The organism is Streptomyces sp. NPDC091281, assembly GCF_044757425.1.
Classification (GTDB): Bacteria; Actinomycetota; Actinomycetes; order Streptomycetales; family Streptomycetaceae; genus Streptomyces.
In genome coordinates this window covers 42,480-66,487 of sequence record NZ_JBIVUY010000020.1, presented here as the reverse complement: position 1 = coordinate 66,487, position 24,008 = coordinate 42,480, and the positions used below count along the sequence as shown (strand labels likewise).

The window sequence follows — 24,008 nt, the reverse complement described above, 5'->3', positions numbered from 1 at the left end:
CACGGGGCTCGCACGCAGGAGACTCGAACGCGCGGGCGGACGTCCGGGTGGCCGGATCTAGCATGGGCGGGTGCATCCGACACCCGCCCAGCCGTTCGACGGCTGTCACGACCGTGAGATCGAGTCCCTCGCCGAGTTCGACGCGGTGGTCTCCGCCCGGGGCACCCTGGCCCACTTCCGCGTCCAGGCCGTCGACCTGACGGCCCGTACCCGCGATCTCCTCGACCTCGACACCTCCGGCGCCGTCTTCCTCGGCTGCCCGATGGACCCGGAGGCGGCGGCACGGGTCCGCGCCGCGGGCGCCCTGGTCTTCCCGCCGATACCCGGCCTGCCCTTCGACCCGTACCGCGGATTCGTCTACACGCCCGACGAGTTGTACGCGAAGCTCGACGGCCCCGACGGCTACGCGGCCACCCCGGACGCCCGGACGTACGCGTGGTTCCAGGACACGAAGTCCGACGGCGACATCTTTTCCTCGATGCTCCGCGCCGTGCACGACGACGCCGTCTCCGACGCCCTGGACGAACTCCTCGGCTCCGCCCCGGTGGTGGGCGTGATGGGCGGCCACGCGATGGCCCGCGGTACCGACGCCTACGCGGGCGCCGCCCGCCTCGGCCGTGAACTGGCCCGCGCGGGGCTGACGGTGGCGACCGGCGGCGGACCCGGCGCGATGGAGGCGGCCAACCTCGGCGCCTACGCGGCCCCCTTCGACGACCGTATGCTCGCCTCCGCGCTCGAACTCCTCGCGCGGGCACCCGGGTTCACGCCGTCGATCACCGACTGGGCGGCGGCGGCCTTCGCGGTCCGCGCCCGCTGGCCCGACGGCGGCCCCTCGGTGGGCATCCCCACCTGGTTCTACGGGCACGAGCCGCCGAACCCGTTCGCCGCGCACCTCGCCAAGTACTTCTCCAACGCCACCCGCGAGGACGGCCTGCTGGCCCGCTGCACCGCCGGGGTGGTGTTCCTGCCGGGCGCCGCCGGGACCGTGCAGGAGGTCTTCGACAGCGCGACGCCCAATTACTACCAGTCGCGCGGGGAGCCGGTGCCGATGGTGCTGGTGGACCGCGCGCACTGGACCGAACGGCTGCCCGCGTGGCCGCTGTTGACGGCGCTGGCCGGGGAACGGGCCATGGCGGACCGGATCGCGCTGGTCGACCGGATCGAGGAGGTCCCGGAGACATTGAAGCGTCTGGGCGGTTCCTGAGGCGTCCGGGCCGGATCCCAGGAGGCCCGTGACCACCACACATTGACACTTCTTATGGAACGCTTATAGACCTGTGATTCCCCTGGGGACGTGTGTCACCGCCGTATCGGGGCGCCGTCTCCCCCTCCGCCCCACGCAGTAACGCACCACGTAAGGACAAACGTGTCCCCATCCCGCCGTACCGCCTCGCGCCCGGCCCGCGTGCTCGGCGTCGCCGCCGCGTCAGCCGCCCTCGTCCTCACCGCCTCCGGTGCCGCGCTGGCGGGCGACGACATCAAGGACTTCTCGGCGAGCGCCGCCTGTGACGGCGCGAAGGGGGTCATCACGGTCACCGACAAGGACCGTTCGGCCACTCCCGCCGTCGTCACCGTCTTCCTCCAGAACAACAGCGCCGACCTGCGCCAGGTCGGCAAGCCCACCAAGATCAAGGGCTCCGCCAAGGGCACCGCCGTCACCTTCGCCGAACAGTGGGAGCCGGGCGCCGTCTACCGGGTCCACGTCGAGGCGGCGGGGCTCAGCGCCGACCTGGAGACCAACCTCACCACCCCGGCGAAGGCCTGCGCCGACGAGGAGAAGCCCACAACTCCCTCAAAGCCCACCGGCACCCCGACCGCGTCGGCGTCACCGTCGGAGTCGGAGTCGGGGTCGGGGTCCGGGTCGACGCCGGGCGCGACCGCGTCCCCCACCGACGCCGCCGCCACGCCGTCGGCCGACGAGAGCGACAGCGGTTCCGTCCCCGCCGGGGGCGGCGCCGACAACGCGCCCTCCCCCGCGGCCCAGCAGTCCAACCTCGCCGAGACCGGCGCCGACTCGCACACCGGCCTGATAGCCGGGATCGCGGCGCTCCTGGTCGTCGTCGGCGGCGGCGCCGTCTTCCTCGGCATGCGTCGCAAGGGCACCGGCAACCGCTGACCCCCGCACCACCGGCCCGCCCCCGCACCTCGCCGGGGCGGGCCGCGCTGTGCCGCGCCGTGCCATGCCGTACGGCGGTCACGCGCTCAGTCCAGTACGGCGATGTCGGCCGGGTCGAACTCCACGCCGACGGTGTCCCCGACACCGGGGGCGAGCCGCAGCGGGCAGGCGGCCTCCAGGCGGGGCGCGTCGCGCGGCTGGAGGTGGACGGCGACATGGGTGCCCTTGAAGGTGCGCGCGGCGACCGTGCACGGCAGGCCCGCGTCGGCGGCCACCAGACGGACCCCGCCGGGCCGGACCAGCAGCGTACGGGTGCCCTGCGGGGAACCGGCGGGGACCGGCACCTTGCCCCAGGGGGTGTCCGCGGCCTCCCCCGCGACGCTCGCGGTCACGACGTTGTCGAAGCCGAGGAAGCGGGCGACGAAAGCGTCCGCCGGACGCTGCCACACCTCCAGGGGCGTACCGGACTGGGCGATCCGCCCGTCGCGCATGACCACCACCCGGTCGGCCAGTGCGAACGCCTCGCCCTGGTCGTGGGTGACCGCCAGCACCGTGGTGCCCAACCGGCCGAACAGTTCACGGAGTTCGACCACGAGCCGTTCCCGCAGCGACCGGTCGAGCTGGCCGAGCGGTTCGTCCAGCATGAGCAGCCGGGGGCTCGGGGCGAGGGCGCGGGCCAGGGCGACCCGCTGCTGCTCACCGCCGGAGAGCGCGGCGACGGCCCGCCCGGCGGCACCGGGCAGGCCGACCAGGTCAAGCAACTCGGCGACCCGCTCGCGCTGTTGCCGCCGGTCGGCGCCGCGCATGCGCAGTCCGAAGGCGACGTTGCCGCCGACGTCGCGCTGCGGGAACAGCTGGTGGTCCTGGAACATCAGGCCCAGTTCCCGCCGGTGCGCGGGCACCCCGTCCTGGTCGCGGCCGTCGAGGAACACCCGCCCGGCGTCGAGGGGTTGCAGTCCGGCGACCGCGCGCAGCAGCGTCGACTTGCCGCTGCCGCTGGGCCCGAGCACGCACACCACCTCGTGTGCGGCGACGGCGAGGTCGAGGGCGTCGAGGGCGGCCCGCTCCCCGAACCGCACGGTGGCGCCCTCGGTGCGCAGCAGGACGGCCGCGTCGGGCCGGTCGGTGGTCGGCGGCATCAGAACTCCCCCGTCCGGTCGGTGCGCAGCCGTTCCAGCACCAGCAGGGAGACCGCGCAGACCAGCATCAGAATCGTCGAAAGGGCCATGGCCTGGCCGTAGTTGGTCGCTCCGGCGCGGCCGAGGAGGCGGGCCACGGCGACCGGGAGGGTCGGGTTGTCGGGGCGGGCGATGAACACGGTGGCGCCGAACTCGCCGAGCGACACGGCGAACGCGAACCCGGCGGCGACCAGCAGGGCGCGCCGCACCAGCGGCAGGTCGACCTCCCGCCACACCCGCCAGGGCGAGGCGCCGAGCACGGCGGCGGCCTCCCGGAGGCGGCCGTCGACGGCGCGCAGCACGGGCAGCATGGTCCGCACGACGAACGGCACCCCGACCAGCGCCTGCGCGAGCGGGACGAGGACCCAGGAGCTGCGCAGGTCCAGCGGCGGCTTGTCGAGGGTGATGAGGAAGCCGAAGCCGACGGTCACGGCGGACACGCCGAGGGGCAGCATCAGCAGCGCGTCGAAGCCGCGGACCAGGCGTCCGGCGTCGCGCCGGGTGAGGGCCGCCGCCGCGAGCGACCCGATCACCAGGGCGATCGCGGTGGCCGCCGCCGCGTACTCCAGGGAGTTGGCGACCGCCTCGATCGGCGGGACGAGGAAGACGCCGCCGTCCTCGTGGGTCAGTGCCCGGTACGAGGAGAGGCCGCCGTCGAGGGAGCGCTGGACGAGGACGGCGAGGGGCAGCACGATCAGCGCGGCGACGGTGGCGAGGACGCCGGCCAGCAGCGCCCACTGCCCGGCCCCGCGCGGGCGGCGGGCGGTGACGGAGGCGTCGACCAGCCGCAGCGCGCTCTCCCGCCGCCGGACGGTGACGGCGTGCACGGCGAGGATCGCGGCGACGGCGGCGAACTGCACGAGGGTGAGGACGGCCGCCGTGGAGAGGTCGAAGATCTCGGAGGTCTGCCGGTAGATCTCGACCTCCAGGGTGGAGAAGGTGGGCCCGCCGAGGATCTGCACCACGCCGAAGGAGGTGAAGGTGAAGAGGAACACCATGAGGGCGGCGGCGGCCACCGCGGGGGCGAGCGCGGGCAGGGTGACCTGCCGCCAGGCGCGCAGCGGGGACGCGCCGAGCAGCCGGGCGGCCTCCTCCTGGCGGGGGTCGAGCTGCGCCCAGAGGCCGCCGACGGTGCGGACGACGACGGCGTAGTTGAAGAAGACGTGCGCGAGGAGGATCGCCCACACGGTGGTGTCGAGACGGACGCCCGCGAGGTCGTCGAGGAGTCCGCCGCGGCCGACGAGCGCCAGGAAGGCCGAGCCGACGACGACGGTGGGCAGGACGAACGGCACGGTGACGACGGCGCGGAGCAGGTCCTTGCCGGGGAAGGACAGCCGGGCGAAGACGTAGGCGGCGGGCAGGGCGATCAGCAGGGTGAGCGCGGTGGAGACGAGCGCCTGCCAGGTGGTGAACCACAGCACGTGCCGGATGTCGGAGCGGCCGAGGACGTCGAGGAGGCGCCCGAACTGCCAGCCGTCGCCGGTGTGCAGGCCGCGGCCGACGATCGCGGCGACGGGGTAGGCGAAGAAGACGCCGAAGAACGCGACGGGCAGCGCCATCAGGCCGAGCCGCGCCGCGCCCGCCCGCCGCCCGCCGCGCTTGGTGACGGCGGTGGCGGCGGACGGTCCGGCGGCCGGGTCGGCTACTTCAGTACGAGCGAGGTCCACGTCGAGACCCACTGGTCGCGGTCGGCGGCGATCTTCGCCGGTGCCATCGTCTCGGGGTCCTTGGCGGGGGGACCGTAGGCGCTGAACTCGGCGGGCACGGCCGCGCCGTTCAGCACCGGGTAGACGAACATGTTGAGCGGCATGTCCTCCTGGAACTCCTTGGAGACCATGAAGTCGATGAGGGCCTTGCCGCCCTCGCCGTTCTTCGCGTTGCTGAGGAGTCCGGCGAACTCGACCTGGCGGAAGCAGGTGCCGTTGGCGACGCCGGTGGGGGCGGTGGTGGGCTTGGGGTCGCCGTAGATGACCTCGGCGGGCGGCGAGGAGGCGTAGCTGACGACGAGCGGGCGGTCGGCGCCGGCCTTGCGGCCGCCCGCGGAGCCGGAGAACTCCTCGTTGTAGGCCTGCTCCCAGCCGTCGACGACCTTGACGCCGTTGGCCTTGAGCTTCTTCCAGTAGTCCTGCCAGCCGTCGTCGCCGTAGCGGGCGGCGGTGCCGAGGAGGAAGCCGAGGCCGGGCGAGGAGGTGGACACGTTCTCGGTGACCAGCAGGTTCTTGTAGGCGGGCTTGACGAGGTCGTCGAAGGTCGCGGGCGGGGCGAGCTGGTGGTCGGCGAAGTACTTCTTGTCGTAGTTGACGCAGATGTCGCCGTGGTCGACGGGCGTCACCCGGTGCTTGCCCCGGTCGAGCTGGTAGGCGGCGCCGACCTGGTCGAGTCCGGCGGCCTCGTACGGCTGGAAGAGGCCGTTGTCGAGGGCGCGGGAGAGCAGGGTGTTGTCGACGCCGAAGAAGACGTCGCCCTGCGGGTTGTCCTTGGTGAGGACGGCCTTGTTGACGGCCTGACCGGCGTCGCCGTCCTCCAGGACCTTGACCTTGTAGCCGGAGCGCTTCTCGAAGTCGGCGAGGACGTTCTTGGAGACGGCCCACGAGTTGTGGCTGACGAGCGTGACGGTCTTGGACCCGCCGCCGCTGTCCCCGCCGCCGTTGTCGTCCGAGGACCCGCACGCCGACAGCGTGACGAGCCCGAGGCCGACGGCCGCGGCGACGAGCGTTCTGGTGTGCCGGACGGTGATGTGCACGTGAAATGTCCTCCTGGGGGTGACCAGGAAGAGACGCGGCCCCGCCCGGACCTCCGGCGAGGAGGCCGCGGGCAGGGCGCAACAGCTCGAGTGATGACCGAACTTCCTACCCAGAATGACCTGGGCGAGGTTCAGAGGGTCTGCGGCCCGGTTGCCGCACTCTCAGCGCTGTGGCGCTCCCCTGTCGGAATATGAACTTGTCCGAAAAACGAAGGTCCTGCGTCGGCCAGACTACCGCTCGGTCGCGGCGAGCTGACCACACGCCCCGTCGATCTCCTGACCGCGGGTGTCCCGCACGGTCACGGGTACCCCGTGCGCGGCGATCGCCTCGACGAACGCCTTCTCGTCCTCGGGCCGCGACGCGGTCCACTTCGAGCCGGGGGTCGGGTTCAGCGGGATCAGGTTGACGTGCACCGGCCGACCCTTCAGCAGGCGGCCGAGCCGGTCACCGCGCCAGGCCTGGTCGTTGATGTCGCGGATCAGCGCGTACTCGATGGAGAGGCGGCGGCCGGACTTCTCGGCGTACCCGAAGCCCGCGTCGAGGACCTCGCGCACCTTCCACCGCGTGTTCACGGGGACGAGGGTGTCGCGCAGTTCGTCGTCCGGGGCGTGCAGCGAGATCGCCAGCCGGCACTTGAAGTCCTCGTCGGAGAACCGGTGGATGGCCGGGACGAGACCGACGGTGGAGACGGTGATGCCGCGCTGCGAGAGGCCGACGCCGTCGGGCGCGGGGTCGGTGAGGGCGCGGATCGCGCCGACGACCCGCTTGTAGTTGGCGAGCGGCTCGCCCATCCCCATGAACACGATGTTCGACAGCCGTGCCGGACCGCCCGGCACCTCCCCGTCGCGCAGGGCGCGCATGCCGTCGACGATCTGGTGCACGATCTCCGCGGTGGACAGGTTGCGGTCCAGACCGGCCTGCCCGGTCGCGCAGAACGGGCAGTTCATTCCGCATCCGGCCTGCGAGCTGATGCACATGGTGACCCGGTCCGGGTACCGCATCAGCACCGACTCCACGAGGGTGCCGTCGCCCATCCGCCACAGCGTCTTACGGGTGGTGCCCTGGTCGGTCGAGAGATGCCGTACGACGGTCATCAGCTCGGGCAGCAGCGCCTCGCGCAGCTTCTCGCGGGCACCGGCGGGGATGTCGGTCCACTCGGCGGGGTCGTGCGCGTACCGCGTGAAGTAGTGCTGCGACAGCTGCTTCGCCCGGAACGGCTTCTCACCGATCTCCGCCACCGCCTCCTTCCGCTCGGCGGGCGAGAGGTCGGCGAGGTGCCGCGGCGGCTTCTTGGCTCCGCGGGGGGCGACGAATGTGAGTTCTCCGGGCTTAGGCATGGCCGTACCAGTGTCGCAGATCGGCCGCGGTGCCCCCGCCGGGCTGTGGACGACCCCCGCGCCCGCACCGGAGGGCGGCGGGAAGCCGGGTGCGGGGGCGGACGGCCGCGGGCCCCCGCCCGGAAGGACGGAGGCCCGCGGCTGTGGCTGTGACGGTCGGACGGTCAGCCGGTCAGCCGGAGCCGACGAAGAGGACCAGGAGGAGCCAGACCACCGGCGCGGTGGGCAGGAGGCTGTCCAGGCGGTCCATGATGCCGCCGTGGCCGGGCAGCAGGCTGCCCATGTCCTTGATGCCGAGGTCCCGCTTGATCATGGACTCGCCCAGGTCGCCGAGGGTGGCGGTGGCCGCGACCGCGAGACCCAGCAGCAGGCCCTGCCACCAGGCGCCGTCGTCGATCAGGAACTCCATGCACAGCGCGCCCGCCACCATCGCGAACGCCACCGCGCCCAGCAGGCCCTCGCGGGTCTTGCCGGGGCTGATGCGGGGGGCGAGCTTGTGCTTGCCGAAGCGCCAGCCGACCGCGTACGCGCCGGTGTCGCTGACGACCGTGAGGAGCAGGAACGTCAGGACGCGCTTCGGACCGTCGTCGGCGGTGAGCATGAGCGCGACGAACGTGGCCAGGAACGGGACGTAGAACGCCGCGAAGACGCCCGCCGTGACGTCCTTGAGGTAGCCCTCCGGCGGCTCGGTCATCCGCCAGACCAGGACCGCCAGCGCGGTCAGGGCCATGGCGACCCAGGCACCCTCGGGACCCCGGACGTACCCGGCGACGACCATGGCGGCGCCGCCGACCGCGAGCGGCACCAGAGGCGCCTTGATGCCCTTGCGCTCGTCGAGCCTGCTGGTCAGCTCCCACAGGCCCACGACGACGGCGACCGCTATCACGCCGATGAAGACGGCCTTCACGACGAACAGCGACGCGATGATCACCGCGCCGAGCCCGACACCGACCCCTATGGCCGCGCCCAGGTCACGCCCCGCGCTCTTCTTCTGCGGTGCGGTCGCCGGTGGCGGGGCGTCGGGCATGGGCTCCGGTGGGGTCGCGTGCGCCGCACGGGGCGGCTGCGTCGGGTGGGTCGTGTCTCGGAACAGGGGACCGCCCAGCCGAGCGGCCCCCCGGTCGTCATCCTGGTTTCCGCCGTGTGCGGGTACGTCGGGGACGATGGGCATGGGGCGAGTCTGCTGCGCCTCAGGCGCATCGTACGCGGGACCCGCCGGAGCGGCCCCCTGGGCGGTCCCCGGAAACGGCCCGTGGCCGGTCGGCCGGCCGTGGACCGGCCCGTGGGCGTGCCCGTGCACGGGGTCGGCGCCGTAGCCGGGTCCGTGCGGGGCCGCGTGGGTCCCGCGGTCGTTGGGCTCCCAGTGACCGGCCTGTGACCCGGCTCGTGGCGGAGTGCCCCAGGAAGAGTCGTTCATCAGACCTCGAGCAGCTCCGCTTCCTTGTGCTTCAGGAGCTCGTCCACCTGCGCGACGTACTTCGCGGTGGTGTCGTCGAGTTCCTTCTCCGCACGGCGGCCCTCGTCCTCACCGACCTCGCCGTCCTTGACGAGCTTGTCGATGGCGTCCTTGGCCTTGCGGCGGACGGAGCGGATGGACACCTTGGCGTCCTCGCCCTTGCTCTTGGCGACCTTGATGTAGTCGCGGCGGCGCTCCTCGGTCAGCTCGGGGAACACCACCCGGATGATGTTGCCGTCGTTGCTGGGGTTGACGCCCAGGTCGGAGTCGCGGATCGCCTGCTCGATGTTGCGCAGCGCGCTCTTGTCGAACGGGGTCACGACCGCCATGCGCGGCTCCGGCACGGAGAACGAGGCCAGCTGGTTGATCGGCGTCGGCGCGCCGTAGTAGTCGGCCACGATCTTGTTGAACATCGCCGGGTGCGCACGGCCGGTGCGGATCGCGGCGAAGTCCTCCTTGGCGACCACGACGGCCTTCTCCATCTTCTCCTCGGCCTCGAGGAGGGTCTCTTCGATCACCACTTGCTCCTGCGTCTTTGAGTAGGCCCGGCTGCGGTTCCTTGCGGGGGCGGCGGCCGGCTGCGTCGCGTCTTCTTCCTGCACGGTTCCCGACCGGCAGGACCTTGTCCATCCCCCGACCAGGGGGGTACCCGCGGTCAGGGGTCCGTACGTGGACCGGGGTACGCCCCCGGCCGGCGGCTGTCGTACGGACCGGGGTGCTCCGGTCAGGCCCGGTTGGCCTGCTCGCCCACCAGCGTGCCGATCTTCTCACCCTTGACGGCCCGCGCGATATTGCCCTCGACGAGAAGCTCGAAGACGAGGATCGGGAGCTTGTTGTCGCGGCACAGGGTGATGGCGGTGGCGTCGGCGACCTTGAGGTCACGGGTGATGACCTCGCCGTAGCCGAGGGCGTCGAACTTGACGGCCGCCGGGTTGGTCTTGGGGTCGGAGTCGTAGACGCCGTCGACGCCGTTCTTGCCCATGAGGAGGGCCTCGGCGTCGATCTCCAGGGCGCGCTGGGCGGCGGTGGTGTCGGTGGAGAAGTAGGGCATGCCCATGCCGGCGCCGAAGATGACGACCCGGCCCTTCTCCAGGTGCCGCACGGCGCGCAGCGGGATGTACGGCTCGGCGACCTGGCCCATCGTGATGGCGGTCTGGACGCGGCTGTCGATGCCCTCCTTCTCCAGGAAGTCCTGGAGGGCGAGGCAGTTCATCACGGTGCCCAGCATGCCCATGTAGTCCGAGCGGGCGCGGTCCATGCCGCGCTGCTGGAGCTCGGCGCCGCGGAAGAAGTTGCCGCCGCCGATCACGACGGCCACCTGGGCGCCGTCGCGGACGACCGCCGCGATCTCACGGGCGATCTTGTGCACCACGTCGGGATCGACGCCCAGACCGCCACCGCCGGAGAATGCCTCCCCGGACAGCTTCAGCAGATACCGGCCGCGTACTTTGCCGTCGTCGCTCTTCTGGGCCTTGGTGGTCATGCGAGATCCCGCCTCTTTCACGTGGTGCACACACGAAGAAGGCCACTGCCGGTGGGGTGTCGTTCGCATCCCATGCTCGGCAATGGCCTCCTCGTCAGATCTGCTGTCGTCCGTCACGCGTCCACGGCACGGGTCCGGGGACGGCGTCCGGGACGACTGCTGGCGACCCTATCCGGGTCGGGCGTCCGTCGCGGTACGGACTCAGGACTCAGATGCCGACCTTGATGCGCGTGAAGCGCTTCAGGGCGACACCGGCCTCGTCCAGGACCTTCTGCACGGACTTCTTGTTGTCCAGGGCGTACGGCTGGCCCAGGACGGTGGCGTCCTTGAAGAAGCCGTTCAGACGACCCTCGACGATCTTGGCGATCGCGGCCTCGGGCTTGCCCTCGGCGCGGGTGGTCTCCTCGGCGACACGGCGCTCCGACTCGACGACCTCGGCCGGCACGTCGTCCTTGGACAGGTACTTCGGCGCGAACGCGGCGATGTGCTGCGCGATACCGCGGGCGACCTCGGCGTTCGGCTTGTCCAGCTCGACGAGGACACCGATCTGCGGCGGCAGGTCGGGCATCGTGCGGTGCATGTACGAGGTGACGTAGCCGTCGGCGAACTGCGCGAAGCGGTCCAGGACGATCTTCTCGCCCAGGTTCGCGTTGGCCTCGTCCACGAACGCCTGGACGGTCTTGCCGGGCTCGATCTCCGAAGCGAGGAGCGCCTCGATGTCCGCCGGGGAGGTGGCGGCGACGTGCTGGGCGATCGCGTTGGCGGCGGCCTGGAACTTCTCGCCCTTGGCGACGAAGTCCGTCTCGCACTTCAGCTCGACCAGAACACCGGAGGAGTTGTCGTCGGCGATGATCGAGACCACGGCGCCGTTCTCGGCGGAGCGGCCCTCGCGCTTGGCGACGCCCTTCTGGCCCTTGATCCGGAGCGCCTCGACGGCCTTGTCGACGTTGCCGTCGGCCTCGTCCAGCGCCTTCTTGCAGTCCATCATGCCGGCGCCCGTGAGCTCACGGAGCTTCTTGACGTCGGCGGCGGTGTAGTTCGCCATGATCCTGGAATCTCTCTCGAAGTCTGAAGATCTACGGGCCGAACGGCGGGGGCTGCGCGAGCCCCCGCCGTTCATGGACCCGAAGGGGTGAGGGTCAGGCCTGCTCGGCGTCCGCGGCGGGAGCCTCGGCGGCGGCCTCGGCCGCGGGGGCCTCAGCGGTCTCGGCGGCAGCGGCGGGGGCCTCGGCCTGCTCGGCGTCGGCGACCTTCTCCGTCTCGGCGGAGGTCTGGACCTCGGGCTCGTCGGCCTTCTTCTCACCCTCGAGGAGGTCGCGCTCCCACTCGGCCAGCGGCTCACCGGCGGCCTTCTCGCCCTTGCCCTCGGTGGCGACACCGGAACGGGAGATCAGACCCTCGGCCACGGCGTCGGCGATCACACGGGTGAGCAGGGTGACGGAGCGGATGGCGTCGTCGTTGCCCGGGATCTTGTAGTCGACCTCGTCGGGGTCGCAGTTCGTGTCGAGGATGGCGACGACCGGGATGTTGAGCTTCCGGGCCTCACCGACCGCGATGTGCTCCTTCTTGGTGTCCACGATCCACACCGCGCTGGGCACCTTGGACATCTCGCGGATACCACCGAGGGTCTTCTCCAGCTTGGCCTTCTCACGCGAGAGGACCAGGAGCTCCTTCTTGGTGAGACCCGAGGCGGCGACGTCCTCGAAGTCGATCAGCTCCAGCTCCTTCAGACGCTGGAGACGCTTGTAGACGGTCGAGAAGTTGGTGAGCATGCCACCCAGCCACCGCTGGTTGACGTACGGCATGCCGACGCGGGTCGCCTGCTCGGCGATGGCCTCCTGCGCCTGCTTCTTCGTACCGACGAACATGACCGTGCCGCCGTGGGCGACGGTCTCCTTGACGAACTCGTAGGCGCGGTCGATGTACGACAGCGACTGGAGCAGGTCGATGATGTAGATGCCGTTGCGCTCCGTGAAGATGAAGCGCTTCATCTTCGGGTTCCAGCGACGGGTCTGGTGACCGAAGTGGACGCCGCTCTCCAGCAGCTCCCGCATCGTGACGACGGCCATGGCCGTTCTCCTTGAGATTCTCGGTTGTGCCGCGGATACCGGACGGCACCCGCGCCTGACGCCCGCGATGCGCCCAGCCGCGAAGGACCGAGGGGCGCGGACACCGAGGAACCGACTACTGCCGGGCCCTGATGCCGGGGCGTGCGAAGTCGACCCGGTGACCCGGATCGCCAGAAGAAGTGTACGGGACCCACAGAGCACCGGGTGACGCCGATCTCCACAACCAGCCGGTTGTCCACAGGGCCCACCATGATCGACCCAGGTGAGCCACCGTGGACACATGCAGACAGAGCAACGGCTGGTTCGGTTGACGAGGGTCACTCGGGACGCTCGGGTTGCTCGGGCGACCTGGCTGACACGCGCAGCCCGGATGACTCGGGCGACTTGCGTGACGGGCCTGGCATGCCTAACGGGCCTGGCGATCGGAGCCGTCGCCACTACGGCCACGATGACGGGCAGGACTTCCGTGACGCCGAGGGCGGCTGCGGCCTCGGTGACGTCGGCTACCTCGCCGGTAGCTGTCAGGGCCGCGGCATCCGTGAAAGCGGCGTCCGGCGCGGGTCCCCCCGGCACACCGACACCGGCGCCTGTACCGGCACTCGCCCGGAACTGGCCCGTCGGCGCGCGACCCCACATCGCGCGCCCCTGGGTGCCACCAGCGAGCCCCTACGCCCCCGGCCACCGCGGCATCGACCTCACCGCCCCCTCGGGCGCACCCGTCCGATCCGTCGCAGCAGGCCGCGTCACCTTCGCGGGCCGCGTCGCGGGACGGGGCGTCATCACCGTCGAACTCCACGCCAGCGGCTCACCGCCCCTGCGCACGACATACGAACCGGTCCAGGCAACCGTCCACACAGGCGACCACGTCACCGCCGCACAGATCATCGGCCACCTGGAAGGCACCGGATCACACTGCGCCGCTACACCCTGCCTGCACTGGGGGCTCCTACGCGGCGACACCTACCTCAACCCGCTCAGCCTGCTACCACCCGCCCTGCTGTGGAGAGGGCCGTCGAGACTGCTGCCGGTCGCGGGAGTGCGTGAGGAGGTCAGAGAGGCGCGGGGGTCAGAGGGGTGAGGGGGCGCGCGTGAATGAGTGAGGCGGGGGGGGAGGGAGGGGCGGGGGGGTGGGGGGAGGGGGTGGGGCCCCTAGCCTCGGACGCCTCGCACCACCATCCGCACCGCCGCCTCCGTCACCGTCTCCGGTTCTTCCACGCCCAGCTCGATGCGGCGTACGGCGGCGTCGACGACGCCTTGGGCGAGCATGGCGGCGAGGCGGGGTTGCTGGTGGCCCAGGTGGGCGAGGGCTTCGACGATCATCGCGACGAGGGCGCCGTGGGCGGCGCGGATCTTCTCGCGGGCGCCGGCGTCCAGTTCGCTGGCGGAGATGGCGACGACGGCGCGGTGACGGCGGTCGCCGACGAGGGCGAGTTGGCGTCGGACGTAGGCCTCGACCTTGGCTTCGGGTCCGTCGGCCGCCGCCATGGCGGATTCGACCTCGGCCGCCCAGACGGGGAAGTCGACCTCGCAGAGTTCCTCGACGACGGCCGCCCTGGACCGGAAGTACTCGTACACGGAGGAGCGGGCGAGGCCCGTCCGTTCGGCGAGGGCGGGGAAGGTCAGCGCTTCCGTCCCGCCCTCGGACAGCAACGACCGAGCCGCGTCCAGCAGGGCGGCTCGCTGCATCGTCCGGTGCTCGGCCACGGAGGCCGCTCGAATCCTTGGCACGTCGTCCACTCTACGGACGCGGCGGCGCCCTGGGGAGTGACTCGGTCGTCCTGGCCGCCGTCGAGCCAGGTCAGCGGCCGAAGCTCGCCAGTTTCGCGCGGAGCTGGAGGACGGATTTGGTGTGGATCTGGCTGACCCTGCTCTCCGTGACGCCGAGGACGTTGCCGATCTCGGCGAGGGTGAGCCCTTCGTAGTAGTAGAGGGTGACGACGGTCTTCTCGCGGTCGGGGAGGGTGTTGATCGCCCGCGCGAGGAAGCGCCGTAGTTCGCGGTCCTCGGCGACCTCGACGGGGTTGTCCGCTGCGGTGTCCTCCAGGGTGTCCATGACGCTGAGGCCGTCGCCGCTCTCGCCTCCGACGTGGAGGAGTTCTTCCAGTGCCACGACGTTGGCGAGGGAGAGCTGGCTGAACACGGAGTGCAGGTCGTCGACGCCGATGCCGAGTTCGGCGGCGACCTCGACCTCGGAGGGGGTGCGGCGCAGCCGGGCTTCGAGGGTGGCGTAGGCGCGCTCGACGTTGCGGGCCTTCTGCCGGACGGAGCGGGGGATCCAGTCGAGGGCGCGGAGTTCGTCGATCATGGCGCCGCGGATGCGGGTGATGGCGTACGTCTCGAACTTGATCTCGCGGTCGACGTCGAACTTCTCGATGGCGTCGATCAGTCCGAACACTCCGGAGGAGACGAAGTCGGCCTGTTCGACGTTGGGGGGCAGGCCGACGCTGACGCGTCCCGCGACGTATTTGACGAGGGGCGAGTAGTGCAGGATCAGCTGCTCGCGCAGCCGCTCGTCCCCCGTCGACTTGTACGACCGCCACAGCTCGTCGAGCGTCGAGGGCGCGGGCGGCCGCACGTTGCCACCGTCGCGGGCGGCTGGGGGGATCGCCGCCCGGTCGGACCCGGAGGTGTGCTGAGGCATGCGTCGCCTAGTGCCGTTCTGCCGTGTACGTGAAGTCGTGGGGTGCGGGGTGGTGCGGGATGGTGCGGGTCGTCGGGTGAGCAAGTGGGTGAAGTCGGCTGATCCGCCGGTCTGTACCGGAATCCACGTGAGCGTAGCGTGACTGGGGTGTCGCGGTGTGCGAAGAGGTGGGGGTGAGCGGTGCGCAGATACGTTCCGCTGGGCGTTCCGTCGGGGGACGCCGACGGGCGGGGAGGGGGGCGGGGATCGTCAACTGGGGGAATTTGCAAGGGGGTCGGCGTTCCCCCGGACGGCCGAACCCGGTCGGTCAACCGGGGTTCGGGCCGGTCCGGAGGGTGACCATTGCCTGGCGTGTCAACTTCCAGCCGTCGTCGTGTCGTTCGACGTAGCCGAGTGCGCCGAGTTCGTACAGTCTGGCGAGTGCGTCGTCCTCGCTGGTGCCGCCTTCGCGGGCGATCTCGGCGAGCGCTGCCGGGCGGCGGGCGGGGAGGGCGGCGAGGACGCGTCGTGCGCCGGGGGCGAGGAGGTCGCGGGGCAGGACGGGTCCGTGTCGTTCGGGGGCCAGTTCGCCCATGGCTCCGACGAGTTCGACGATCTCCGCGGCGTCGGTGACCAGGACGGCTTCTCCGCGCAGGAGTTCGTGGACTCCCGCGGAGAGTGCGCTGGTGGCGGGGCCGGGGACGCCCATGGTGTGGCGGCCGAGGCGTTGTGCGGCGCGGGCGGTGACGAGGGAGCCGCTGCGGTGGGCGGCCTCGATGACGACGGTGCCCGCGGTGAGGGCGGCGATGACGCGGTTGCGTTGGATGAATCTGCTCTGGGTGGGGTGGTCGCCCGGTGGTAACTCTCCTACGACGAGGCCTTGTTCGGCGATCCTGTTGATCAACTGGGTGTGTCCGGCGGGGTAGGGGCGGTCGACGCCGCAGGCGAGGACGGCGGTGGTGGCGCCGCCTGCGGCGAGGGCGCCGCGGTGGGCGGCGCCGTCGATGCCGTAGGCGCCGCCGGAGACGACGACCCAGCCGCGTTCGGCGAGGCCTGCGGCGAGGGTGGTGGCCATGTGGGCGCCGTACTCGGTGCAGGCGCGGGCGCCGACGAGGGCGACGGAGCGCAGGGCCCACATGCGCAGGCTGGGTCGGCCTCTGATCCACAGGCCGGTGGGGCGGGTGTCGCCGAGGTCGTCGAGGGGGCCGGGCCATTCGGTGTCGCCGGGGATGACGAACCGGACGCCTGCCGTGTCGGCGAGGGTGAGGTCGTGGGCGGGGTCGGCGCGGGCGGCGCGGGCGCGCAGTCCGGCCCAGCGGCGTGTGCTGACTCCGGGCAGGGGTTCCTTGCCGGACCGTAGCCGTCGGGCGACCGCGGGGGCGCCGTGTTCTCTGATCCAGCGGCCGCCGGTCTCGTCGCCGGGTTCCAGGACGCGGGTGAGGAAGGCACGGGCTAGCCGGTCACTGTCGGGGCCGTCCGGATCAGGGTGTCCGGGGCTGTGGGGAGTGCTCATGCGAGGGCTCCCAGTGCCATGGGGACGCCGCGGGGGACGCCGGTGCGGAGTTGCAGGGCGAGGGCGACGTCGGTGGCGTCGGGGCGGTCGTGGCCGACGAGGTCGGCGACGGTCCAGGCGACGCGGAGGACGCGGTCGAGGCCGCGGGCGGTGAGGATGCCGCGTTCCAGGTTCCGTTCGGCGTCGTCCATGGCTCCGGGGGCGGGGTGCCATCGGGTGCGGAGTTCGCGGCCGGGGACCTCGCTGTTGGTGCGCCAGGGGGTGCCGGTGAGTCGGGCCGCGGCGCGTTCGCGGGCGGCGCGGACGCGGTCGGCGACGGTGGCGGTGGAGTCGCCTCCGGGGCCGCGGTGGGCGAGGTCGGCGCGGCTGACGGGGTCGACCTCGACGCGTAGGTCGACGCGGTCGAGGAGGGGTCCGGAGAGGCGGGACTGGTAGCGGCGGATCGCGGAGGGCGCGCATTCGCAGAGGCTGTCGCGGAGGGAGAAGCGGCCGCAGGGGCAGGGGTTGGCCGCGAGGACCATGAGGAAGCGGGCGGGGAAGCGGACCACTCCGGCGCTGCGTGCGATGACGACGTGTCCGGCTTCCAGGGGTTGGCGGAGGGCGTCGAGGGCGTGGCTGCTGAATTCGGGGGTCTCGTCGAGGAAGAGGACGCCGCGGTGGGCCATGGAGACGGCGCCGGGGCGGGCGATGTGGGGGCCGCCGCCGACGAGGGCCTGCATGGTGGCCGAGTGGTGCGGGGCGCAGTAGGGGGGTTGGTCGATGAGGGGTTTTCCGGGTGGCAGGAGGCCTGCGACAGAGTGGACGGCGGTGACTTCGAGGGATTCCTGGTGGGTGAGGCGGGGCAGGACGGCCGGGAGTCGTTCGGCGAGCATGGTCTTGCCCGCGCCGGGTGGTCCTTCGAGGAAGAGGTGGTGGCCTCCGGCGGCGGCGACCTCGACGGCGGTGCGGGCGGATCGCTGGCCGACGACGTCGGCGAGGTCGTGTCCGGGGTCGTGCGGGGTGGCCGCGGTGCCGGGCAGGCCGGTGGCCGTGCCGGTGCCGGGCAGGCGGAGGCCTGCGAGGAGGGGGTCGGGGCGGCCTGGTTCATCGGGTGTCTCGTCGGGGACGGGTTCGTCGGCGAGGAGGGCGATCAGTTGGCGGAGGCTGCGGACGCCGAGGACGGAGACGCCGGGGACGAGGGAGGCCTCGGCCGCGGCGGACTCGGGGACGACGACCTGTTGGTATCCGGCGTCGGCCGCGGCGAGGACGGCGGGGAGGATGCCCCGGACGGGGCGGACCCGGCCGTCGAGGCCGAGTTCGCCGATCATCACGATGTCGGCGAGCACCCGGGGGTCGATGCGCTCGGCGGCCCCGAGTACCGCTGCTGCGATGGCGAGGTCGAAGCCACTTCCCGCCTTGGGTACCGAGGCGGGGCTGAGGCCGACGGTGAGTTTCTTCTGCGGCCATTCACCGCCGGAGTTGACCACCGCCGCGCGGACGCGGTCGCGGCTCTCGCTGAGGCTCTTGTCGGGCAGGCCGACGAGGGTGAAGGCGGCGACGCCGGGTTCCAGGTCGGCCTGGACCTCGACGACGACTCCTTCGACGCCCACGAGGGCGACCGAGCAGGTGCGTGCGAACGCCATGTCAGTCCACCCCCCGCGCGTGCTCGACGACGGCGGCGCCGCGTCGGGGCAGCAGGACGCCGACGAGGTCGATGCGGACGCCGCCCGGCGGGGCGCCTCCGTGGGCCTGGACCCAGTGTCCGGCGAGGGCGCGCAGCCGCTGGGCCTTGTCGGGGGTCACGGCGGCCATGGGGTGCTGGAAGGCACCGCCCTTGCGGGTCTTGACCTCGCAGATCACCAGGACGTCGCCGTCCCGGGCCACGATGTCGATCTCTCCGGTCCTGCCGCAGCGCCAGTTGCGCCCGACGACCGTCATCCCGGCGTCCGCCAGCCGCCTCGCGGCCAGTTCTTCGCCGTACCTGCCCAGTGCTCCTCGTGCCAGATCCGTGGTCATGTCGGCACCACCTCCGGCACCTACGGTCACGTACCGGCGGCGGGGAGAAGGATCTTGGTGGACAACCCGGCGACTGTGGAAAACTCCGTCACCCGCACGGGTGGCGAGGGGCAAGAGGCGAGGCCGGGCGGAACGGGAGCACCGCCGGCGGCCCTCTCACCCGCCCGGCAGTTCCAGGTCGCTCTTGTTCAGCTCCTCGATGTTCACGTCCTTGAACGTGAGGACGCGTACCTGCTTCACGAACCGTGCGGGCCGGTACATGTCCCAGACCCAGGCGTCGGCCATGGAGACCTCGAAGAACACCTCACCCTGGACCGAGTGGACCTGCATCTCGTAGTCGTTGGTCAGGTAGAAGCGACGCTCGGTCTCGATCACGTATTTGAACAGCCCGACGACGTCGCGGTACTCCCGGTAGAGCTTCAGCTCCATCTCGGTCTCGTACTTCTCGAGGTCCTCGGCGCTCATGGCATGTTCCCCTTCAGCCGTGCGATTCCCCCATTGTGCGCCAGTCCCGTGAGCCGCTAGACGATTTCCGTGTCAAGGGTCACGGGCCCTGCCGGGGGCCCCTCGTCGAGCAGCCGGCGCAGCAGCTCGGCGAGCCTGGTCGGGTACACCGTCTCATGGGCCCGGGTCAGTTCCTGACAGGTCCACCAACGTGCTCCGGCCACGCTGCGGCGCTCCAGTTCGGTGAGGGCCGTCGCCCGGGTGGCGGTCACCGTCGTACGGGCCAGGTAGTACCACTCGTCCTGGTCCCAGCGGCGGCCCGCGAACGGGAAGGAGCAGCGGCGGCGCCACAGCACGGGGCCGAGGTCGACGTCGGTGATGCCGGTCTCCTCGGCGAGTTCCCGCAGGGCGGCCTCCTCACGGGTCTCGTCGCCCTCGACGCCGCCGCCGGGGGTGAACCACCAGTCGTCGGCCGGGTCGTCCGGTTCGTGGCCGTGCAGCAGCAGGACGCGCTCGTCGGGGTCGAGGAGGACGACGCGGGCGACTTTGCGCAGGCCGCCCCGATAGGTGTCGGCGGCGCCCCCGGTGTCCGGGGTGCCGGGGCCCGGGGTGCCGGGGCCCGTGTCGGTGGGTTCAGCGGGCACCGGCGGGCTCCGGGCGCGGGCCGGTGCGGCGGCGGGCGGCCCGCTTGGCGATCGGGCCGTAGGCGCCGCCCGCGAGGACGAGGACCGCGCCGCCGACGATCAGCCAGCCGATCAGCGGGAGCGGGCCGGGCCGGGAGAGGCTGCCGAGCTGCTCGAAGCCGGTGGGGCGGGCGAGCATGCCGTCCATGGGCCAGACGACGGCGTCGACGCGCGCCTTGACCGCGCTGCGCGCGACGGTGCCGCCGGCGGCGTCGGTGAGGTGCGCGGTGGAGTCGAGGGAGCCCTGGCGTTCGTCGCCGAGGAGGAAGAGGCGGCCCGCGGGGACCTCGACGGACGGGATGCCGGCGATCTCGGCGGGGCTGCCGTCGGCGAGGTAGGGCTCGTCGATGGGCTTGCCGTTGACGGTGAGCTTGCCGCGGGTGCAGCAGGCGACGGTGTCGCCGCCGACGGCGACGACCCGCTTGACGACGGGCGCGTTGGCCGCCCAGGTCTTGTCCGTGAAGACCACGACGTCGCCGCGGCGTACATCGTCGCCGTCGACGACCTGGGCGAGGACCCGGTCTCCGGCGGCGATGGTGGGCGACATGGAGCTGGTGGGGACGGTGTAGGGGCGGTAGGTCAGGGCCGCCCAGCCGAATCCGCCGAGGAACAGCGCGAGGCCCAGGGCGACGGCGATGCCGGACAGGACCTGTCCGGTCCGGCCGCCGACGGGGCCCGTGCCGGGGGCTCCGCCGCTGCGCGGGGCCGTATGTGTCGTGCTCTCGCCACCCATGGGTCCGCACCCTACCCGGCGGTACCGAGCCGGGTCAGCCCCGCCGCCGCGGCCCGACCGGGCCGGGACCACAAGCTTGGCCAAGGGTTTACGGACCTCGGGGCGCGCCCACGCGTGCGCCGCGTCCCCGGAAGTCGGCAGACTCCGGGGACGCGGCGGACGCAGAGGACGCCGAGTACGGGGAGGACACGGCGGACACCGCGGACACGGGCGTCAGCGGGTATCAGCGGGTATCAGCGGGTGTCTACGGTCCCCGCGCGCCGTCGGCGCCACAGGACGAGCGGGACGGCGCCGACGAGGGCGACGCCCTGGGGGGCGACGGTGAGCGCGGTGGGGGCCGCGGCCTGGCTGTTCAGGCCGCTCTGGTCGAAGGTGTCCGGGACGGGCAGGGTGCCCCAGCGGTTGATCGGCCAGGCCTTGACGATGGCGCGCCCGACGACCTCGTCGACGGGGACCATGCCGTGGTTCTTGTCGCCCTGGTTGTAGCGGGAGTCGCGGGAGTTCTGGCGGTGGTCACCCATGACCCAGATGAAGCCCTTGGGGACCTTGACGGAGAACTGGCCGCCCTGGTCGTCGACGCTGCACGGGGTGTTGCCCGGGTAGACGTACGGCTCGTTGAGGGCCTTGCCGTTGACGGTCAGGGGGCCCGTCTTGTTGCAGGTGACGGTGTCGCCTCCGACGCCGACGACCCGCTTGATCAGGTCCTTCTCCTCGGCGGACGGCATGAGGCCGATCCAGCTCAGGAAGGTCTGGATCGCGTTCGGGTCGGCCGTGGGTTCGCCCGCCAGCCAGTTGTCCGGGTCGTGGAAGACGACGACCTCGCCGCGCTCGGGCTCGGAGCCGAACCACGGGGTCAGCTTGTCGACCAAGACCCGGTCGCCCTGCTGGAGGGTGTTCTGCATCGAGTCCGACGGGATCGAGAACGCCTGCACCAGGAACGTCTTGATCAGCAGGGCGAGGACGAGCGCGATGCCGATGAGGATCGGCAGCTCCTTCCAGAAGGAGCGGGGCTTCTTCGCCCGGGGCGCGCCGTCGCCCTCGTCCTGCACCGTGCCGGGGGGCTGTCCGTGCCCGGACCCGTCGTCTCCGGTCGCCGGGGAGTCACTCCCGGGGGTCACGGCGCCGTCCGTCGACGGGTCGGCCGCGTCCACGGGGTGCCCGCGGTGCTCCTCGCCGTCGTGCCCGGACCGTGCGCCAACCGCCACATCCCCCACGCCAACTCCTCACTCTGTGCCGCTGCCTGCTCCATGTGCGGCGCAGGCCCACCACTCCCATAACGAGCGGGAGTTCCGCAGGGGTCGGGAGTCGGACGGATCCGTTCGGATCGCCGGGGGCAACCCTATGCGACGACACTGTGGACGCCGTCGCCCCGGACGCTGCCGCGCCGGTCACGGCGGAAAAGGTTTGCGGTTCCTTGAGGGAGTTCCAGTGGCCCATGGGCCAGGCGATCACCATGGCGCGGCCGACGACCTCGTCCTCGGAGACGGTGCCGCCGTCGCGGTCCTGGTGGGCGCGGGAGTCGGCGGAGTTGGAGCGGTGGTCGCCCATGACCCAGAGCCGGCCCTGCGGGACGGTGATGTCGAAGGGGGTCTGGGACGGGGTGCTGTCGGGGTGGAGGTAGTCCCGTTCGTTGAGGGGAACGCCGTTGACGGTGACGCGGCCCTGCGCGTCGCAGCACTGGACGCGGTCGCCGCCGACGCCGACGACCCGCTTGATGAGGTCTTTCTCGTCGTCGGAGGGGAGCAGGCCGATGAAGGTGAGGCCCTGCTTGACCTGCTTGACGACGACCGGGTCGTTCTTCTTCGCGGTGGTCTCGTCGTCCTCCAGCCAGCCGCCGGGGTCCTTGAAGACGACGACGTCACCGCGGGTGGGCTTGGAGCCGAACCATGGCGTGAACTTGTCGACGAGGACGCGGTCGCCGATCTGGATCGTCTGCTCCATGGAGCCGGACGGGATCACGAAGGCCTGCACCAGGAAGGTCTTCAGGACCAGCGCGATGAGGACGGCGACGCCGACGAGCAGCGGGACCTCGCGGGCCGCGCTGCGGCGGCGCTTGCGTTTGACCTTGCGCTGGAGCTGGCGGCGCTCCGCGCGCGTACGGCCGGAACCGCCGCCGGAGGCGCGCCGGACCCCGGTCGGCAGGAGGTCGGCGGCGGCGCTGCTGGAGACGCCGCGGGGCTTGCCGCGGTTACCCATGCGCGCCCGCCCGGTCCGGGAGGGGCGACGTGGACGCCTCAGGGAGGGGAGACGGGGTGGACGCCGTACGGGGGAGAGTCCGCGCGGCCGACGCGTCGGGGGCGGCCCCGGCGGCCGGTACGGGCGCGTAGGCGTCCGGGCGGTGCAGGCGGGTGAGGTGGGCGGGGGGCCAGACGATCCCGTCGGCGCGGCCGACGACGCGGTCCACGGGGATCATGCCGCCGCCCGGGGAGCCGAGGTGGTCGCGGGAGTCGCGGGACTCGGCGCGGTGGTCGCCGAGCACGAACAGGGCGCCCTCGGGGACGACCACGTCGAAGGGCACCGTGGAGGGGCTGTCGCCCGGATACAGGAAGGCCGACTCGTCGACCGCCCGGCCGTTCACCTCGATCCTGCCCTCCTTGTCACAGCAGACCACGTGGTCTCTCCCCACACCCACAACGCGTTTGACGTAGTCGGCGTCCCCGAAGTACCCGGTTCCGTCGAACACGACGACGTCGCCGCGCCGCGGCTCACCACCGAAAAGGTACGCCAACCTATTTACGAGAACGCGGTCGCCGATCCTCAATCCGTTCTCCATCGATCCGCTGGGGATCTGGAACGGCTTCACCACGAAGGCGTTGAGGAGCAGCAGGAACAGCAGGCAGATCAGCAGGGTCAGGCTGATACGGCCGCCCGGCAGCAGGTCGAGCAGACGGCCCGAGCGGCCCTCGTCCGGCGCCGGACCGTCGACGCGCGCCCGCCTCTCACCGGGCCCCGCCCCATCCGCGTGGACGTCCGTGTCCGCCGACCCGGCACGCCGCCGTCCCGCCAACGCGAAACGCGACCGGTCCTCGCGCCGTTCCGGGTCCGGGATCGCTCCGGGACGGGAAGGGCGGGAGGAGCGGTCGCGCTCCGTCGGCTGTGCTTCGGTGTCCATCGGGGCCAGATGCTATCCGGCCCCGATGTGTACGCCGTCGCTGGCTCAGTTGTCGCGCTTCTCCTTGATCTTCGCGGCCTTGCCGCGCAGCTCACGGAGGTAGTACAGCTTGGCGCGGCGCACGTCACCGCGGGTGACCAGCTCGATCTTCTCGACGATCGGGGTGTGCACGGGGAAGGTGCGCTCCACGCCGACGGAGAAGGAGACCTTGCGGACCGTGAAGGTCTCGCGGACACCGGCGCCCTGGCGGCGGATGACGACGCCCTTGAACTGCTGCACACGGGAGCGGTTGCCCTCGATGACGCGCACGTGGACGTTGACGGTGTCACCCGGACGGAAGGCGGGGACGTCGCTGCGCAGCGACGCGGAGTCGACGGTGTCGAGCAGGTGGGACATTGCGTCTGCTTTCCTCGTCGATGCCACAGGTCATCGACGGAGACTAGGTCTTGATGAGTGAGTGCCGTGGGCGTCGGGGCGGTGCGTCGTCTCCCCCTGTGGCAGGGGCGCACGCCGGACTGCGCACAA

General features: G+C 71.9%; 24 protein-coding genes and 1 riboswitch. Of the genes, 3 read left to right on the top strand and 21 right to left on the bottom strand.

Annotated features, from left to right (window positions below):
* Positions 1-70 precede the first annotated feature (70 nt).
* A complete protein-coding gene (locus ACIQPQ_RS36200; RefSeq protein WP_383774149.1) occupies positions 71-1,204 on the top strand; it encodes an LOG family protein in 1,134 nt (377 codons plus the stop codon).
* A 162-nt stretch (positions 1,205-1,366) separates the two neighbouring features.
* Complete coding sequence (locus ACIQPQ_RS36195) at positions 1,367-2,116, top strand: LAETG motif-containing sortase-dependent surface protein (protein WP_401312844.1); 750 nt, start codon at positions 1,367-1,369, stop codon at positions 2,114-2,116.
* A gap of 86 nt (positions 2,117-2,202) precedes the next feature.
* On the opposite strand, the gene ACIQPQ_RS36190 is transcribed toward ACIQPQ_RS36195, so the two are convergent.
* The 9 genes from ACIQPQ_RS36190 to rpsB all read right to left on the bottom strand — a co-directional run bounded on the left by ACIQPQ_RS36190 (position 2,203) and on the right by rpsB (position 12,383).
* Entirely contained in the window at positions 2,203-3,255 is a 1,053-nt protein-coding gene (locus ACIQPQ_RS36190; protein WP_401312841.1) for an ABC transporter ATP-binding protein, read from the bottom strand.
* Positions 3,255-4,961, bottom strand: coding sequence for an ABC transporter permease (locus ACIQPQ_RS36185; RefSeq protein WP_401312839.1), 1,707 nt, complete (start codon positions 4,959-4,961; stop codon positions 3,255-3,257). The genes ACIQPQ_RS36190 and ACIQPQ_RS36185 overlap by 1 nt, the downstream gene beginning before the upstream one ends.
* A complete protein-coding gene (locus ACIQPQ_RS36180; RefSeq protein ID WP_401312837.1) occupies positions 4,937-6,037 on the bottom strand; it encodes a thiamine ABC transporter substrate binding subunit in 1,101 nt (366 codons plus the stop codon). The genes ACIQPQ_RS36185 and ACIQPQ_RS36180 overlap by 25 nt, the downstream gene beginning before the upstream one ends.
* Before the next feature lie 85 nt (positions 6,038-6,122).
* Positions 6,123-6,230: riboswitch (TPP riboswitch) on the bottom strand.
* Positions 6,231-6,268: 38 nt separating this feature from the next.
* Positions 6,269-7,375 (bottom strand): 23S rRNA (adenine(2503)-C(2))-methyltransferase RlmN, encoded by a 1,107-nt coding sequence (gene rlmN, locus ACIQPQ_RS36175; RefSeq protein WP_401312835.1) that lies wholly within the window; start codon positions 7,373-7,375, stop codon positions 6,269-6,271.
* Positions 7,376-7,547: 172 nt separating this feature from the next.
* Positions 7,548-8,792 carry a phosphatidate cytidylyltransferase gene (locus tag ACIQPQ_RS36170; RefSeq protein ID WP_401312832.1) on the bottom strand — a complete coding sequence of 415 codons (1,245 nt, stop codon included), beginning with the start codon at positions 8,790-8,792 and terminating at the stop codon, positions 7,548-7,550.
* Positions 8,792-9,349 carry a ribosome recycling factor gene (frr, locus tag ACIQPQ_RS36165; RefSeq protein ID WP_401312829.1) on the bottom strand — a complete coding sequence of 186 codons (558 nt, stop codon included), beginning with the start codon at positions 9,347-9,349 and terminating at the stop codon, positions 8,792-8,794. The genes ACIQPQ_RS36170 and frr overlap by 1 nt, the downstream gene beginning before the upstream one ends.
* Before the next feature lie 206 nt (positions 9,350-9,555).
* Positions 9,556-10,314 (bottom strand): UMP kinase, encoded by a 759-nt coding sequence (gene pyrH / locus ACIQPQ_RS36160; protein WP_401312826.1) that lies wholly within the window; start codon positions 10,312-10,314, stop codon positions 9,556-9,558.
* Positions 10,315-10,522: 208 nt separating this feature from the next.
* Positions 10,523-11,359 carry a translation elongation factor Ts gene (gene tsf / locus ACIQPQ_RS36155; RefSeq protein ID WP_383774167.1) on the bottom strand — a complete coding sequence of 279 codons (837 nt, stop codon included), beginning with the start codon at positions 11,357-11,359 and terminating at the stop codon, positions 10,523-10,525.
* Positions 11,360-11,453: 94 nt separating this feature from the next.
* Entirely contained in the window at positions 11,454-12,383 is a 930-nt protein-coding gene (gene rpsB / locus ACIQPQ_RS36150) for a 30S ribosomal protein S2 (protein ID WP_401312825.1), read from the bottom strand.
* Between the two features lie 280 nt (positions 12,384-12,663).
* Here rpsB and ACIQPQ_RS36145 point away from each other — a divergent pair, with 280 nt between their 5' ends.
* Complete coding sequence (locus ACIQPQ_RS36145) at positions 12,664-13,461, top strand: M23 family metallopeptidase (protein WP_401312822.1); 798 nt, start codon at positions 12,664-12,666, stop codon at positions 13,459-13,461.
* 71 nt (positions 13,462-13,532) lie between these two features.
* Here ACIQPQ_RS36145 and ACIQPQ_RS36140 read toward each other — a convergent pair whose 3' ends face one another.
* From ACIQPQ_RS36140 to rplS, 12 genes are all read right to left on the bottom strand, one after another.
* A complete protein-coding gene (locus tag ACIQPQ_RS36140) occupies positions 13,533-14,087 on the bottom strand; it encodes a TetR/AcrR family transcriptional regulator (RefSeq protein WP_383774289.1) in 555 nt (184 codons plus the stop codon).
* A 94-nt stretch (positions 14,088-14,181) separates the two neighbouring features.
* Complete coding sequence (whiG, locus tag ACIQPQ_RS36135; protein ID WP_401312820.1) at positions 14,182-15,024, bottom strand: RNA polymerase sigma factor WhiG; 843 nt, start codon at positions 15,022-15,024, stop codon at positions 14,182-14,184.
* Positions 15,025-15,331: 307 nt separating this feature from the next.
* Entirely contained in the window at positions 15,332-16,516 is a 1,185-nt protein-coding gene (gene dprA / locus ACIQPQ_RS36130) for a DNA-processing protein DprA (protein ID WP_401312817.1), read from the bottom strand.
* Positions 16,513-18,138: a YifB family Mg chelatase-like AAA ATPase gene (locus tag ACIQPQ_RS36125; protein WP_401312815.1), complete on the bottom strand. Its 1,626-nt coding sequence runs from the start codon at positions 18,136-18,138 to the stop codon at positions 16,513-16,515. The genes dprA and ACIQPQ_RS36125 overlap by 4 nt, the downstream gene beginning before the upstream one ends.
* Before the next feature lies 1 nt (position 18,139).
* Positions 18,140-18,541, bottom strand: coding sequence for a YraN family protein (locus tag ACIQPQ_RS36120; RefSeq protein WP_401312812.1), 402 nt, complete (start codon positions 18,539-18,541; stop codon positions 18,140-18,142).
* Positions 18,542-18,667: 126 nt separating this feature from the next.
* Positions 18,668-18,976 (bottom strand): DUF2469 domain-containing protein, encoded by a 309-nt coding sequence (locus ACIQPQ_RS36115; RefSeq protein WP_003965949.1) that lies wholly within the window; start codon positions 18,974-18,976, stop codon positions 18,668-18,670.
* 56 nt (positions 18,977-19,032) lie between these two features.
* On the bottom strand, positions 19,033-19,599 hold the full coding sequence (locus tag ACIQPQ_RS36110) for an NUDIX hydrolase (RefSeq protein ID WP_401312809.1): 567 nt from the start codon (positions 19,597-19,599) through the stop codon (positions 19,033-19,035).
* Positions 19,589-20,371 carry a signal peptidase I gene (gene lepB, locus ACIQPQ_RS36105; protein ID WP_401312806.1) on the bottom strand — a complete coding sequence of 261 codons (783 nt, stop codon included), beginning with the start codon at positions 20,369-20,371 and terminating at the stop codon, positions 19,589-19,591. Before lepB (ACIQPQ_RS36105) ends, ACIQPQ_RS36110 begins: the two co-directional genes overlap by 11 nt.
* A gap of 233 nt (positions 20,372-20,604) precedes the next feature.
* Complete coding sequence (gene lepB, locus ACIQPQ_RS36100) at positions 20,605-21,585, bottom strand: signal peptidase I (protein WP_401312803.1); 981 nt, start codon at positions 21,583-21,585, stop codon at positions 20,605-20,607.
* A complete protein-coding gene (lepB, locus tag ACIQPQ_RS36095) occupies positions 21,473-22,567 on the bottom strand; it encodes a signal peptidase I (protein WP_401312801.1) in 1,095 nt (364 codons plus the stop codon). Before lepB (ACIQPQ_RS36095) ends, lepB (ACIQPQ_RS36100) begins: the two co-directional genes overlap by 113 nt.
* Positions 22,560-23,483, bottom strand: coding sequence for a signal peptidase I (gene lepB, locus ACIQPQ_RS36090; RefSeq protein WP_401312799.1), 924 nt, complete (start codon positions 23,481-23,483; stop codon positions 22,560-22,562). Before lepB (ACIQPQ_RS36090) ends, lepB (ACIQPQ_RS36095) begins: the two co-directional genes overlap by 8 nt.
* A gap of 45 nt (positions 23,484-23,528) precedes the next feature.
* Positions 23,529-23,879 (bottom strand): 50S ribosomal protein L19, encoded by a 351-nt coding sequence (rplS, locus tag ACIQPQ_RS36085; protein WP_010353847.1) that lies wholly within the window; start codon positions 23,877-23,879, stop codon positions 23,529-23,531.
* Positions 23,880-24,008: the final 129 nt, after the last annotated feature.

What these genes read in the sequence shown, in the direction of transcription:
- ACIQPQ_RS36190 (WP_401312841.1), bottom strand. Translation starts at nt 3,255, where the DNA reads ATGCCGCCGACCACCGACCGGCCCGACGCGGCCGTCCTGCTGCGCACC.
- ACIQPQ_RS36115 (WP_003965949.1), bottom strand. Translation starts at nt 18,976, where the DNA reads ATGAGCGCCGAGGACCTCGAGAAGTACGAGACCGAGATGGAGCTGAAG.
- rpsB (WP_401312825.1), bottom strand. Translation starts at nt 12,383, where the DNA reads ATGGCCGTCGTCACGATGCGGGAGCTGCTGGAGAGCGGCGTCCACTTC.
- whiG (WP_401312820.1), bottom strand. Translation starts at nt 15,024, where the DNA reads ATGCCTCAGCACACCTCCGGGTCCGACCGGGCGGCGATCCCCCCAGCC.
- dprA (WP_401312817.1), bottom strand. Translation starts at nt 16,516, where the DNA reads ATGAGCACTCCCCACAGCCCCGGACACCCTGATCCGGACGGCCCCGAC.
- lepB (WP_401312801.1), bottom strand. Translation starts at nt 22,567, where the DNA reads ATGGGTAACCGCGGCAAGCCCCGCGGCGTCTCCAGCAGCGCCGCCGCC.
- lepB (WP_401312799.1), bottom strand. Translation starts at nt 23,483, where the DNA reads ATGGACACCGAAGCACAGCCGACGGAGCGCGACCGCTCCTCCCGCCCT.
- rplS (WP_010353847.1), bottom strand. Translation starts at nt 23,879, where the DNA reads ATGTCCCACCTGCTCGACACCGTCGACTCCGCGTCGCTGCGCAGCGAC.
- lepB (WP_401312806.1), bottom strand. Translation starts at nt 20,371, where the DNA reads ATGGGTGGCGAGAGCACGACACATACGGCCCCGCGCAGCGGCGGAGCC.
- ACIQPQ_RS36170 (WP_401312832.1), bottom strand. Translation starts at nt 8,792, where the DNA reads ATGAACGACTCTTCCTGGGGCACTCCGCCACGAGCCGGGTCACAGGCC.
- rlmN (WP_401312835.1), bottom strand. Translation starts at nt 7,375, where the DNA reads ATGCCTAAGCCCGGAGAACTCACATTCGTCGCCCCCCGCGGAGCCAAG.
- ACIQPQ_RS36125 (WP_401312815.1), bottom strand. Translation starts at nt 18,138, where the DNA reads ATGGCGTTCGCACGCACCTGCTCGGTCGCCCTCGTGGGCGTCGAAGGA.
- ACIQPQ_RS36145 (WP_401312822.1), top strand. Translation starts at nt 12,664, where the DNA reads ATGCAGACAGAGCAACGGCTGGTTCGGTTGACGAGGGTCACTCGGGAC.
- pyrH (WP_401312826.1), bottom strand. Translation starts at nt 10,314, where the DNA reads ATGACCACCAAGGCCCAGAAGAGCGACGACGGCAAAGTACGCGGCCGG.
- tsf (WP_383774167.1), bottom strand. Translation starts at nt 11,359, where the DNA reads ATGGCGAACTACACCGCCGCCGACGTCAAGAAGCTCCGTGAGCTCACG.